Source organism: Pectobacterium versatile, assembly GCF_020166435.1.
Lineage (GTDB): Bacteria > Pseudomonadota > Gammaproteobacteria > Enterobacterales > Enterobacteriaceae > Pectobacterium > Pectobacterium versatile.
Genome location: NZ_JAINZP010000009.1, coordinates 131689 through 144999, shown reverse-complemented (window position 1 = coordinate 144999; position 13311 = coordinate 131689). Strand labels below are relative to the sequence as shown.

Sequence of the window (13311 nt, the reverse complement as noted above, 5' to 3'; positions counted from 1 at the left end):
TATGGCAGACATTACCTTAATCAGTGGCAGTACCCTTGGCAGTGCCGAATATGTTGCAGAACATTTAGCCGAACTGCTGGAGAAGGATGATTTTTCCACTGAAACTCTCCATGGCCCCACGCTTGATGCACTGCCTGAAAGCGGTGTATGGCTGGTGGTGACGTCTACACACGGTGCAGGGGAATTCCCTGACAACCTGAAAGCACTGTTTGAACAGCTGGAACAGCAAAAGCCCGATCTTTCTCAGGTGAGTTTCGGTGCAGTGGGGATCGGTAGTAAAGAGTACGACACATTCTGTGGCGCGATCCAAACAGCGGATCGTGTACTGGCTCAATTAGGGGCCAAACGGATCGGTGAAATCCTCGAGATCGACATCACCCAACATCAAATTCCAGAAGATCCAGCAGAAGAATGGCTAGGATCGTGGGTTAATTTACTCAAATAAGATGAAATATTCGGCAGTTGAATGTGGATAACTATGCTTATTTCAGGTGTAAAAGCAGTAGTTATCCCAATAACAACCCGAGTATGTTTTTTGTCCTGTGCATAACTCCGCATTAAGATCCCAGCTTATACTGGCTAGGATCACCGATCATTCACAGGTAAGGATCATCTCCATTCTCTTGATCTTTAATATGAATAATCACTTATCCACACAACATGACGATCCTAATAAGAGATCTAATAAAGAGATCTTTAAATAAAAAGATCTTTCTTTAATTAACGAGGATCCAACGGACTTGGTCGTTGGCTCAAAGTTGAGTAGAATCCCCTCCCCAGGGCAAATAACGATCGTTCGCCACTCATCATTCGCGATAATGCGAGGAGCAGTACCATGTTTTATCCAGATCCATTTGACGTCATCGTGATCGGTGGCGGTCATGCCGGAACAGAAGCAGCAATGGCTTCTGCCCGAATGGGCCAACAGACGCTTTTGCTCACACACAATATCGACACGCTGGGACAAATGTCTTGCAACCCAGCGATCGGCGGTATTGGGAAAGGTCATCTGGTTAAAGAGATCGATGCCATGGGAGGCTTGATGGCGCGAGCCGTCGATCAGGCAGGTATACAGTTTAGGATACTAAACAGCAGTAAAGGCCCGGCCGTCAGAGCAACGCGCGCACAAGCGGATCGCGTGCTCTATCGTCAGGCTGTTCGGACCGCACTGGAGAATCAGCCAAATCTGACGATCTTCCAGCAAGCTGTTGACGATCTGATCGTGGAAAACGATCGCGTTGTCGGTGCGGTTACCCAGATGGGACTAAAATTCCGTGCAAAAGCCGTGGTGTTGACGGTAGGCACCTTCCTTGATGGCAAAATTCATATCGGGTTGGATAACTACAGCGGTGGGCGTGCAGGCGATCCACCTTCCATTCCGCTCGCGCGCCGCCTGCGTGAACTGCCTCTGCGCGTCAACCGCCTGAAAACCGGTACTCCGCCGCGTATTGACGCCAGAACAATTGATTTTAGCGTGCTGGCACAACAGCACGGTGACAACCCGATGCCGGTTTTCTCATTCCTGGGGAATGCGAGTCAGCATCCGGCACAAATGCCGTGCTACATCACCCATACCAATGAGAAGACCCATGATGTGATCCGTAATAATCTGGATCGCAGCCCGATGTATGCCGGGATAATCGAAGGGATCGGGCCACGCTATTGCCCATCGATCGAAGACAAAGTCATGCGCTTTGCCGATCGAAATACGCATCAGATCTTTCTTGAACCTGAAGGACTGACTAGCAACGAAATTTACCCTAACGGGATCTCAACCAGTTTACCGTTTGACGTCCAGTGGCAGATTGTTCGCTCAATGGCAGGGATGGAAAATGCACGCATCGTTCGTCCTGGCTATGCCATTGAATACGATTTCTTCGATCCTCGCGATCTGAAACCTACGCTGGAAAACAAATTTGTTCATGGCCTGTTCTTCGCCGGACAGATCAACGGAACAACAGGTTATGAAGAAGCCGCAGCACAAGGCATGCTGGCAGGGCTGAATGCCGCTCGACTAGCTGCTGATAAGGAAGGCTGGTCACCGCGTCGCGATCAAGCTTATCTCGGCGTGTTGGTTGACGATCTCTGTACGCTGGGGACGAAAGAGCCCTACCGTATGTTTACCTCACGCGCTGAATATCGTCTGATGCTGCGTGAAGATAACGCCGATCTGCGTTTGACTGAAATGGGTCGTGAGCTGGGAATGGTCGACGATCATCGCTGGGCACGTTTCAACGAGAAGCTCGAGAGTATTGAAAAAGAGCGTCAGCGCTTGCGCGACATTCACGTTCATCCGCAATCTGAGCAGCTAGACCAGATCAACTCACTGCTGAAGACGCCGCTGTCCCGTGAAGCGAATGGTGAAGAGCTGCTTCGTCGCCCAGAAGTGGATTACGTTCAGCTTACTGCGCTACCGTTGTTTGCCCCAGGATTAACTGACGAGCAGGCTGCAGAACAGGTTGAAATTCAGGTCAAATACGAAGGGTATATTGCTCGTCAGCAGGATGAAATCGAGAAACAGCAGCGTAATGAAAATGCACTGCTGCCTGCCGATCTGGATTACAAACAGGTGAGTGGATTGTCCAATGAGGTGATTGCCAAGCTGAACGATCATAAACCTTCGTCGATCGGCCAGGCTTCACGGATTTCTGGCATTACGCCAGCGGCGATCTCCATTCTGCTGATCTGGCTTAAAAAACAGGGTCTGCTGCGCCGCAGCGCCTGATTTACGGTAAACTTATCCCCTAAATAGCCGGTTCTCCGGCTATTTTTATTATTAACCTCATATTTTTCATCGGGATCTTATTGTGCGCAACACACTCGATAATCTGTTAAACGCGGCTGGTATTGTGATTTCAGATAAGCAAAAAAATCTTCTGATACAGTATGTTGACATGCTGAATAAGTGGAACAAAGCTTATAACCTGACGTCGGTACGCGATCCGCAGCAAATGCTTGTCCGCCATATCATGGACAGTATCGTGGTTGAGCCACATTTACACGGGCAGCGTTTTATCGATGTGGGTACCGGGCCTGGGTTACCGGGAATTCCATTGGCGATTGTTCGCCCTGAGTCGCATTTCACCTTGTTGGATAGCCTGGGTAAGCGTGTGCGCTTCCTGCGTCAGGTACAGCATGAACTACAACTTGAAAATATCACGCCAGTGCAGAGTCGCGTTGAGGCGTTTCCAGCAGAACCGCCTTTTGATGGGGTGATCAGCCGGGCATTTGCCTCTTTGCAGGACATGATTAGCTGGTGTAGTCATCTTCCAGCCAGACCAGCAGGGCGGTTTTATGCTCTAAAAGGCGTACTTCCAGAGGATGAATTGTCATCCTTGCCACAAGGTGTCCTATTAGATCAGGTTGTTCGCTTATCCGTTCCCGATCTGGAAGGTGAGCGCCATTTGATCGTGCTTAAACCAAACTAATTTTGTTTTTTATCAAAAAAATTATAACTAAATATTGCGTGTCAGGATGCCACCTCGTCTATCGGTGGCATGGTTCCAGAACGCATCGCGATCACTGAAATTTTACATCTTCATTTTTTCAGCGTTGTCCTTTTGCTTTCGCACTGAATAATAACGAGTGAAAATAAATCATCGGCATCAAAATTTAGTTATTTTTGTGTTAATTAAGTAAAAAAACGATATCAATAATGTCAAGAGATGGTTGAAGCGTTGTTTATTGCTCTTTTTGAACGCCGTTTTTATTAACTTATTGAAATTAAATAGAATAAATGCGTTTTATGGCTAAGGGCAAAAAAAGACACATCCTGTTGTAAATATTCGTAAGCCCTTTTATGTGAGTCATATCACAGATTGGAGGCCTTTAGAAATTAATGACACCAGACATGAGTCGTGAGGATTGTTAGTAAAAACGGGGCTTCAGAAAGAAATTTAAATAATTGTTCACCTTTTCGCTACTTATCGATTGAATTCGCAGGTATGACCCGTATAATTTGCTCGTTTTTTGCTGCTTGACTCAGTGGTGTAAAGGCAGTTTTATACGTCATTCGGTATACCTCTGAAAAGGTACGGAGAGAGCAAACGTCATGCCTGTATCCCTTTACAGCGGAAAAGTAGCCTTAAGGCTGCTGTTGTTACAGTTAGTGACTTTTGCTTTGTTGAGTGCTGCTTTCAGCCTCAATAGCGTCAACGCTGCTGCTTCTGCATTAGGCGGAGGATTAGCAGCCTGGTTACCGAATGTGTTGTTTGTGCTGTTTGCCTTGCGTCACCAGTCACACAAGCCTGCTGATGGGCGTGTGGCCTGGTCATTCGCGATTGGCGAGGCGCTTAAGGTATTTATCACCATTGCACTGTTAGTGGTGGCGTTAGGCGTGTTTAAAGCGGCATTCTTTCCGCTTGGCCTGACTTATTTATCGGTGCTGGTTATGCAGATCGTGGCACCGGCCGTAATTAATCGTTACCGTAATTAACAACAAAAGGGTAAGAGACATCATGGCTGCTGGAGAAATCTCTACTCCGCAAGAGTATATCGGTCACCACTTGCAACATTTGCAGGTCGGGACGGGTTTTTGGTCGATCAACGTCGATTCGATGTTTTTCTCCATCGCTCTTGGGGTCCTCTTTCTGGTTATTTTTCACCGCGTAGCGAAACGTGCGACCAGCGGTGTGCCAGGTAAGCTGCAAACGGCCGTCGAACTGGTTATCGGTTTCGTTGATGGCACCGTACGCGATATGTTCCATGGCAAAAGCAAACTGATTGCTCCTCTAGCACTGACCATTTTCGTCTGGGTTTTCCTGATGAATATGATGGACCTGCTGCCTATCGATCTGTTGCCACAAGCCTGGGCGGGTATCTATAGCCTGCTGGGATACGATCCGGCGCATGCTTATCTGCGTGCTGTGCCGACGGCTGACGTGAACATCACGCTGTCGATGGCGCTTGGGGTGTTTGTTCTGGTTCTGTTCTACAGCATCAAAATGAAGGGTCTCGGTGGTTTTGTTAAAGAACTGACCATGCAGCCGTTCAACCATCCAGTATTTATTCCTATCAACCTAATTCTTGAAGGTGTCAGCCTGCTGTCCAAACCTATTTCCTTAGGCTTGCGACTGTTTGGCAATATGTATGCGGGTGAGTTGATCTTCATCCTGATTGCCGGTCTGTTGCCGTGGTGGTCACAATGGCTGTTAAATGTGCCTTGGGCTATTTTCCACATTTTGATTATTACGCTTCAGGCTTTTATTTTCATGGTTCTGACGGTTGTTTATCTCTCGATGGCATCTGAAGAGCATTGATTTTCTTTCAACAAATAACGTTTTTAACTGAAACAAACTGGAGACTGTCATGGAAAACCTGAGTGTGGATCTGCTGTACATGGCTGCCGCGTTAATGATGGGTTTGGCGGCAATCGGTGCTGCGATCGGTATCGGCATTCTGGGTGGTAAATTCTTGGAAGGTGCTGCTCGTCAGCCTGACCTGATTCCTTTACTGCGTACACAGTTCTTTATCGTCATGGGTCTGGTTGACGCCATCCCGATGATCGCTGTTGGTCTGGGGCTGTATGTGATGTTTGCGGTGGCCTAAGCAGAATGTTTTCTGCTGAGGTTAAAACATCAACTTATTTAACTTTGAAAGAGGCATTGTGCTGTGAATATTAATGCAACAATCCTCGGCCAGGCCATTGCGTTCGTCCTGTTTGTCTGGTTCTGCATGAAGTATGTATGGCCGCCGATGATGGCAGCCATCGAGAAACGTCAGAAAGAAATTGCTGACGGTCTGGCTTCTGCTGAACGTGCCAAAAAAGATTTGAACTTGGCTCAGGCCAATGCGACAGATCAACTGAAGAAAGCCAAAGCGGATGCTCAGGTTATCATCGAGCAGGCGAACAAACGCCGTGCTCAGATCCTGGATGAGGCGAAAGCTGAAGCGGAAGCTGAACGTAACAAGATTGTGGCGCAGGCGCAGGCTGAAATCGAAGCCGAACGTAAACGTGCTCGTGAAGAGCTGCGTAAGCAAGTTGCCGTATTGGCGATTGCCGGTGCCGAGAAAATTATTGAACGTTCCGTGGATGAAGCTGCTAACAGCGACATCGTTGATAAACTGGTCGCTGAACTGTAAGGAGGGAGGGGCTGATGTCTGAATTTGTCACGGTAGCTCGCCCCTACGCCAAAGCAGCTTTTGACTTTGCGGTTGAGAATCAGGCCTTGGATCGCTGGCAGAACATGCTGGCGTTTTCGGCCGAAGTAGCGCGCAATGAGCAAATTGCCGAATTGCTTTCTGGTGCAGTCGCACCGATTGAACTGGCGAAAACGTTCATTGCCGTTTGTGGTGATCAACTTGATGAAGCCGGTCAGAACCTGATTAGGGTGATGGCCGAGAACGGACGTTTACCAGTGCTTACTGAAGTACTGGAACAATTTATTCAACTGCGGGCAGCGCTAGAATCGACGGTTGACGTCGATGTCATTTCTGCCAATACGTTGAATGAGCAGCAGCTATCGAAGATCGCTGCTGCTATGGAAAAACGTCTGTCACGCAAAGTGAAGCTGAATTGCAAAATTGATAAGTCTGTCATGGCCGGCGTGGTTATTCGCGCGGGCGATATGGTGATAGATGGCAGCATTCGCGGTCGTCTGGAACGTCTGGCAGACGTCTTGCAGTCTTAAGGGGACTGGAGCATGCAACTGAATTCCACCGAAATCAGCGAACTGATCAAGCAGCGCATTGCTCAGTTCAATGTGGTGAGCGAAGCTCACAATGAAGGTACTATTGTTTCCGTCAGCGACGGAATCATCCGTGTCCACGGTCTGGCAGACGTGATGCAGGGAGAGATGATCTCTCTGCCGGGTAACCGTTATGCGATCGCTCTGAACCTGGAGCGCGACTCCGTTGGTGCGGTAGTAATGGGTCCGTATGCGGATCTGGCTGAAGGCATGAAAGTAAAATGCACCGGCCGTATTCTTGAAGTTCCAGTTGGCCGCGGCCTGCTGGGTCGCGTGGTCAACACGCTGGGTGCACCGATTGACGGTAAAGGCGCACTGGATCACGACGGTTTCTCTGCGGTTGAAGCGATTGCGCCTGGCGTTATCGAACGTCAGTCCGTTGATGAGCCGGTACAAACGGGCTATAAGTCCGTTGACGCCATGATTCCAATCGGTCGTGGTCAGCGTGAGCTGATTATCGGTGACCGTCAGACGGGTAAAACCGCGCTGGCCATCGACGCCATCATCAACCAGCGTGATTCCGGCATCAAATGTGTGTACGTCGCTATCGGCCAGAAAGCCTCCACGATTTCTAACGTGGTACGTAAACTGGAAGAGCATGGCGCACTGGAAAACACCATTGTTGTTGTTGCTACCGCGTCTGAATCTGCTGCTCTGCAATACCTGGCACCGTATGCCGGTTGTGCGATGGGTGAGTACTTCCGCGATCGTGGTGAAGATGCACTGATTATTTATGATGACCTGTCTAAACAGGCCGTTGCTTATCGTCAGATTTCTCTGCTGCTCCGTCGTCCGCCAGGTCGTGAAGCTTATCCTGGTGACGTTTTCTATCTCCACTCCCGTTTGCTGGAGCGTGCATCGCGTGTTAACGCCGATTACGTTGAAGCATTCACCAAGGGTGAAGTGAAAGGGAAAACCGGTTCGTTGACCGCTCTGCCGATCATCGAAACGCAAGCAGGTGACGTTTCTGCGTTCGTTCCGACCAACGTAATTTCTATTACCGATGGTCAGATCTTCCTGGAATCCAACCTGTTTAACGCCGGTATTCGTCCTGCGGTTAACCCAGGGATCTCCGTATCCCGTGTGGGTGGTGCAGCACAGACCAAGATCATGAAAAAACTGTCCGGTGGTATTCGTACCGCGCTGGCACAGTACCGTGAACTGGCAGCGTTCTCTCAGTTCGCTTCCGATCTTGATGATGCAACCCGTAAGCAGTTGAGCCACGGTCAGAAAGTGACCGAGCTGTTGAAGCAGAAACAGTATGCGCCGATGTCTGTCGCACAGCAGTCTCTGGTTCTGTTTGCGGCGGAACGTGGTTACCTGGAAGATGTTGAGCTGTCGAAAGTCGGTAGCTTTGAAGCGGCACTGTTGGCTTATGCTGACCGTGAGCATGGCGAACTTCTGCAACAAATCGACCAGACTGGCGCTTATAACGATGAGATCGAGGGCAAGTTTAAAGGCATCCTCGATACTTTTAAGGCAACCCAGTCCTGGTAACGCCCGGTGGCCTGCTGTAAAGCAGGCCGCAAGGCTTTGAGGAGAAGCAAAGATGGCCGGCGCAAAAGAGATACGTAGTAAGATCGCAAGCGTCCAAAATACGCAGAAGATCACCAAAGCAATGGAAATGGTCGCCGCTTCCAAAATGCGTAAATCGCAGGATCGTATGGCGGCCAGCCGTCCTTATGCGGAAACCATACGCAATGTGATTGGTCACCTTGCGTTAGGAAATCTGGAATATAAACACCCGTACCTGGAAGAACGCGATGTTAAGCGCGTTGGGTATTTGGTGGTGTCTACTGACCGTGGTCTGTGCGGTGGTTTGAACATTAACCTGTTCAAGAAACTGCTGGCTGATATGAAATCCTGGAGCGACAAAGGCGTTGAAACTGATTTAGCGCTGATTGGTTCCAAAGCGGTTTCTTTCTTCGGTTCGGTAGGCGGAAACATTGTTGCTCAGGTTACCGGTATGGGGGACAACCCTTCCGTATCAGAATTGATCGGCCCGGTTAAAGTTATGCTGCAAGCCTATGACGAAGGTCGTCTGGACAAGCTGTATATCGTCAGCAACAAGTTTATTAATACCATGTCTCAGGAACCGCTTGTTGTTCAAGTGTTACCGTTACCGCCTTCGGATGACGGTGAGTTGAAGAAGAAAGCCTGGGATTACCTGTATGAACCCGATCCTAAGTCGCTGCTGGATACCCTGCTGCGCCGTTATGTAGAATCTCAGGTTTATCAGGGCGTCGTAGAAAATCTGGCTAGTGAGCAGGCCGCGCGAATGGTTGCGATGAAAGCCGCGACCGATAACGGCGGTAGCCTGATCAAAGAGCTGCAGTTGGTATACAACAAAGCTCGTCAGGCCAGCATTACCCAGGAACTCACCGAAATCGTCGGGGGAGCCTCCGCGGTTTAAAGCAGGTTTACGAATTACGTATTGTCGAATTACGTAGAGGATTCAAGATGGCTACTGGAAAGATTATCCAGGTAATCGGCGCCGTGGTGGACGTCGAGTTCCCGCAAGATGCCGTACCAAAAGTGTACGATGCGCTTGAGGTAGAGAACGGCGCTGAAAAACTGGTGCTGGAAGTGCAGCAGCAGTTGGGCGGCGGCATTGTTCGTTGTATCGCAATGGGTTCTTCTGACGGCCTGCGTCGCGGGTTGAACGTGAATAACCTGGACCACCCGATCGAAGTGCCGGTAGGTAAAGCAACGCTGGGTCGTATCATGAACGTATTGGGCGATCCAATCGACATGAAAGGCGACATCGGCGAAGAAGAGCGTTGGGCTATCCACCGTTCAGCTCCGAGCTATGAAGAGCTGTCAAACTCACAGGAACTGCTGGAAACCGGCATCAAGGTTATCGACCTGATGTGTCCGTTTGCCAAGGGCGGTAAAGTGGGTCTGTTCGGTGGTGCGGGCGTAGGTAAAACCGTAAACATGATGGAGCTGATCCGTAACATCGCGATCGAGCACTCCGGTTACTCCGTGTTTGCAGGTGTTGGTGAGCGTACCCGTGAAGGTAACGACTTCTACCACGAAATGACCGACTCCAACGTAATCGATAAAGTATCACTGGTGTATGGCCAGATGAACGAGCCGCCGGGTAACCGTCTGCGCGTAGCATTGACCGGTCTGACCATGGCGGAAAAATTCCGTGATGAAGGCCGTGACGTACTGCTGTTTGTCGATAACATCTACCGTTATACCCTGGCCGGTACGGAAGTATCTGCACTGCTGGGTCGTATGCCTTCTGCGGTAGGTTATCAGCCGACGCTGGCGGAAGAGATGGGCGTTCTGCAAGAACGTATCACCTCAACCAAAACCGGTTCTATCACCTCTGTTCAGGCCGTTTACGTTCCTGCGGATGACTTGACTGACCCGTCACCAGCCACCACCTTTGCTCACTTGGATGCAACCGTGGTACTGAGCCGTCAGATCGCTTCTCTGGGTATCTACCCGGCAGTTGACCCGCTGGATTCCACCAGCCGTCAGTTGGATCCGCTGGTTGTTGGTCAGGAACACTATGATGTTGCCCGTGGCGTGCAGTCTATTCTGCAACGTTATCAGGAACTGAAAGACATCATCGCGATTCTGGGTATGGACGAGCTGTCTGAAGAAGACAAGTTGGTGGTATCCCGTGCGCGTAAGATTCAACGCTTCCTGTCTCAGCCGTTCTTCGTAGCGGAAGTATTTACCGGTTCTCCGGGCAAATACGTTTCCCTGAAAGACACTATCCGTGGCTTTAAAGGGATTATGGAAGGCGAATACGACCACCTGCCAGAGCAGGCGTTCTACATGGTTGGTTCCATTGAAGAAGTCGTGGAAAAAGCCAAGAAACTGTAACGCCTTGTAGGAGGGTGACATGGCTATGACTTACCATCTGGATGTCGTGAGTGCAGAACAGCAAATGTTCTCCGGTCTGGTGCAGAAGATCCAGGTAACGGGGAGCGAAGGCGAACTGGGTATTTATCCGGGACATGCCCCTCTGCTTACTGCCATTAAGCCGGGTATGATTCGTATCGTTAAGCAGCACGGTGAGGAAGAGTATATCTATCTTTCTGGCGGCGTCCTTGAGGTGCAGCCGAATATGGTCACCGTACTGTCTGATACCGCTATCCGTGGGCAGGATCTGGATGAAGCACGTGCGCTGGAAGCGAAGCGTAAAGCCGAAGATCATATCCGCAATTCGCATGGCGATGTGGATTATGCTCAGGCTTCCGCAGAGCTGACTAAAGCGATTGCGAAGCTGCGTGTTATCGAGCTGACCAGAAAAGCGATGTAACAGATAAGCTTGCAATAATTGAAGGCCAGTCAGTTCACACTGACTGGCCTTTTTCAATGGTAATTTAAAACCACGTCCTGTGGATGTGTTTATTAGTCGGTTTTAAATTTAACAAGGTTGATGTAGAGGAAATAATGTCAATTTTAATTATCTTCCCACAGTAACAGTAAAGCTAAAATTTAAAAAATGTGAAATGGGGGCTCTGCAATTAACCAATGCAGATAAAGTATCTACATAAACGAAATAGGTTTTTTTATCATATTTTCAATCGAGTCTTTTATTTACCCACAAGATTGGTTTTTTATATTAATAATATTAATTAAAATATATACTTTGATTTTTAGTAATCTAAATCTGAGTGGTGATTAATAATGAATATTGGTAATTATGTTAAGGCTCATTTTTTCAATAGCTCAAGAGCTGCATCTGAACTAGCAAGAGAAAATAGTAAATACAAAGGTTTTGCTGATAAACTTATTAATAATAAAATCAAAAATATATCTAATGCCTGCACCACGGATGAATCAATTAAGAAAAATAAATTAGATAAATACCATAGGCTATTAAGTTATATAGATGAAGGCTCTTTTGGCCAATCAAAAAATAATCCCCTGTCATCAAAAAAAATTATCTATCGAGTAGAAAATAGTGAAAAAATACCGGATAAGACAAATGATGATTTTGCTGAACATTTTATTAAATCAATGGATTCTCTTGAGGATATTCTTTTTATGAAAACAAAAATTGCAAAATCATGCGATTGCGTTCTTAATTATGAAGAAAAAAAAGAAAATACAGAAGAAGAAAAAGAATCAATGGTGCAAGCGGTGCGCTCTATTGTCACGGCCCTGGAGGGATTTTGTAAGTTAAAAAATAGTGAAAAAGAAAGTAGTAAAAAACTTGCTTTAGACGCTAGTTATTTTTTAGAAGAAAAGATAAAAGACAACCATAACTTTAGAATGTTTGGCGATACAAATAAAAATAAACATGAAGCTGAGGTGTTACAAAAACTGAAAAAAAATATTGCTAGTATTGTTGAATGGTTAGAAACAGGTGCACGAGCAGAGCCAAAAGCAGAGCCAAAAGCAGAGCCAAAAGCAGTGTTACAAGCTGATATAATAGCTGATCTCAAATCCAAGTTCTCACAGAAGAATAGCAGCCATTAGCCTTCAACTCTGGTCTCGACAGATTTACTAAGTAACTTTACCGGAAATGAGAGACTGGATGTCTCTCGCTGAGGCTAGTCGTTGGCTAAATAACTTCGCCTAATACCGCTCCACTTTAGCCAGACCATGCTGATTGCTGGGGAACGGCGAAGCGGCATTCATAAATAGCTTTACCTGCTCCAGTAACTGCCACATATACCGGCACTGATGGTTACGCGTTATGGTCTCGTGTAACGACAACCAGAGCAACTCTATTGGATTCAGCCACGGCGAATACGTGGGCAGGAACAACAACCGGAACTTCGTATTTTTTTCCAGCCAACGTTCCACCTTGCGGCTTTTATGAATGATGTAGTTATCAACGACCAGCGTAATAGTTTTCGCTCGCCGATATGTCCGCCGTAATGTCTCTAACAGATTGATAAATAAATCAGAACATTTTTTATTGCCGCCGACGTAATGGACTCGCCCTGTATCCGAATGCAGTGCCCCGGCCAGATAATACTTTTGGTTATGTCCCGGCGTAGTTATACGTTTCTGTTGCCCTTTGAGCATCCAGTCCGCACCGATTTTCGGGTTCAGGTCGATATCCACTTCATCCTGATAAAATACCGGATGATTCGTCTGCTTCCAGGAGACGGCCTGTTCGATGGCGAGTCGCTTTTCCTCATAATGCGGGTCTTTGATTTTCAGTGTTGGCGCGGCTCTGCGCCAGACAATACCGGCTTGTCTCAGGTAGCGGTGCAACGTGGCGGGATGAAGCGCTACATTAAAAAGCCGATTAACGATAAGTGCCAATAACTCAGTGCTCCAGCGGGAGCGCAGCCAGCCAAAATCCTGAGGAGAACGCTGAACCAAAAGCGGCAAAATATGCAGGATATCCACGACTGGCCAGCGTGGTGCTCGTCCAGACTTGAGGCTCTTTAGTCCTTCAACACCATGTAAAGTAAACCAATTTATCCATCTCCCAACGGATGAGCGAGCAGCACAGAGCAGTCTGGCGACATCGGTGACGGTCATTCCCCGATGCAGCATCAGTATGGCGATGAGTCGTCTGGAATGGTTTTTATCGCGTGTTTGTTGGGCTTCTTTACGCATTAGTCGTCGTTCTTCATCAGGGATTGCTGCTATGATCGGCATCGCTCAGTCCGGTTGGTGATTTGTTTTGATTTGGCGA

At 48.0% G+C, this 13311-nt stretch carries 14 protein-coding genes; 13 read left to right on the top strand and 1 reads right to left on the bottom strand.

What is annotated here, in order from left to right; translation table 11 throughout:
- Position 1 precedes the first annotated feature (1 nt).
- The 13 genes from mioC (at position 2) to K7X24_RS12785 (ending at position 12134) form a co-directional block, all read left to right on the top strand.
- Positions 2 to 445, top strand: a complete 444-nt coding sequence (gene mioC / locus K7X24_RS12845; RefSeq protein ID WP_039275940.1) for an FMN-binding protein MioC — start codon at positions 2 to 4, stop codon at positions 443 to 445.
- 390 nt (positions 446 to 835) lie between these two features.
- The gene (gene mnmG, locus K7X24_RS12840) at positions 836 to 2725 is read left to right on the top strand and encodes a tRNA uridine-5-carboxymethylaminomethyl(34) synthesis enzyme MnmG (RefSeq protein ID WP_039275941.1); all 1890 of its coding nucleotides are present in this window, start codon (positions 836 to 838) and stop codon (positions 2723 to 2725) included.
- An 82-nt stretch (positions 2726 to 2807) separates the two neighbouring features.
- Positions 2808 to 3428: a 16S rRNA (guanine(527)-N(7))-methyltransferase RsmG gene (gene rsmG, locus K7X24_RS12835; RefSeq protein ID WP_224555210.1), complete on the top strand. Its 621-nt coding sequence runs from the start codon at positions 2808 to 2810 to the stop codon at positions 3426 to 3428.
- A gap of 623 nt (positions 3429 to 4051) precedes the next feature.
- Positions 4052 to 4435, top strand: a complete 384-nt coding sequence (gene atpI / locus K7X24_RS12830) for a F0F1 ATP synthase subunit I (RefSeq protein ID WP_039487785.1) — start codon at positions 4052 to 4054, stop codon at positions 4433 to 4435.
- Between the two features lie 22 nt (positions 4436 to 4457).
- A complete protein-coding gene (atpB, locus tag K7X24_RS12825) occupies positions 4458 to 5258 on the top strand; it encodes a F0F1 ATP synthase subunit A (protein WP_103862423.1) in 801 nt (266 codons plus the stop codon).
- 49 nt (positions 5259 to 5307) lie between these two features.
- Positions 5308 to 5547, top strand: a complete 240-nt coding sequence (gene atpE, locus K7X24_RS12820) for a F0F1 ATP synthase subunit C (RefSeq protein WP_005976545.1) — start codon at positions 5308 to 5310, stop codon at positions 5545 to 5547.
- Between the two features lie 63 nt (positions 5548 to 5610).
- Positions 5611 to 6081: a F0F1 ATP synthase subunit B gene (gene atpF / locus K7X24_RS12815; protein ID WP_010681466.1), complete on the top strand. Its 471-nt coding sequence runs from the start codon at positions 5611 to 5613 to the stop codon at positions 6079 to 6081.
- A 14-nt stretch (positions 6082 to 6095) separates the two neighbouring features.
- Entirely contained in the window at positions 6096 to 6629 is a 534-nt protein-coding gene (gene atpH / locus K7X24_RS12810; protein ID WP_010300085.1) for a F0F1 ATP synthase subunit delta, read from the top strand.
- A gap of 12 nt (positions 6630 to 6641) precedes the next feature.
- Positions 6642 to 8183, top strand: coding sequence for a F0F1 ATP synthase subunit alpha (atpA, locus tag K7X24_RS12805; protein ID WP_005976551.1), 1542 nt, complete (start codon positions 6642 to 6644; stop codon positions 8181 to 8183).
- Between the two features lie 52 nt (positions 8184 to 8235).
- Positions 8236 to 9099, top strand: a complete 864-nt coding sequence (gene atpG / locus K7X24_RS12800; protein ID WP_005976554.1) for a F0F1 ATP synthase subunit gamma — start codon at positions 8236 to 8238, stop codon at positions 9097 to 9099.
- 47 nt (positions 9100 to 9146) lie between these two features.
- A complete protein-coding gene (gene atpD / locus K7X24_RS12795; protein ID WP_039317443.1) occupies positions 9147 to 10529 on the top strand; it encodes a F0F1 ATP synthase subunit beta in 1383 nt (460 codons plus the stop codon).
- A gap of 19 nt (positions 10530 to 10548) precedes the next feature.
- Positions 10549 to 10968 (top strand): F0F1 ATP synthase subunit epsilon, encoded by a 420-nt coding sequence (locus K7X24_RS12790; RefSeq protein WP_005976558.1) that lies wholly within the window; start codon positions 10549 to 10551, stop codon positions 10966 to 10968.
- A gap of 371 nt (positions 10969 to 11339) precedes the next feature.
- Positions 11340 to 12134 carry a hypothetical protein gene (locus K7X24_RS12785; RefSeq protein ID WP_224555208.1) on the top strand — a complete coding sequence of 265 codons (795 nt, stop codon included), beginning with the start codon at positions 11340 to 11342 and terminating at the stop codon, positions 12132 to 12134.
- A 99-nt stretch (positions 12135 to 12233) separates the two neighbouring features.
- On the opposite strand, the gene K7X24_RS12780 is transcribed toward K7X24_RS12785, so the two are convergent.
- Positions 12234 to 13274 carry an IS630 family transposase gene (locus K7X24_RS12780; RefSeq protein ID WP_224555206.1) on the bottom strand — a complete coding sequence of 347 codons (1041 nt, stop codon included), beginning with the start codon at positions 13272 to 13274 and terminating at the stop codon, positions 12234 to 12236.
- Positions 13275 to 13311 lie beyond the last annotated feature (37 nt).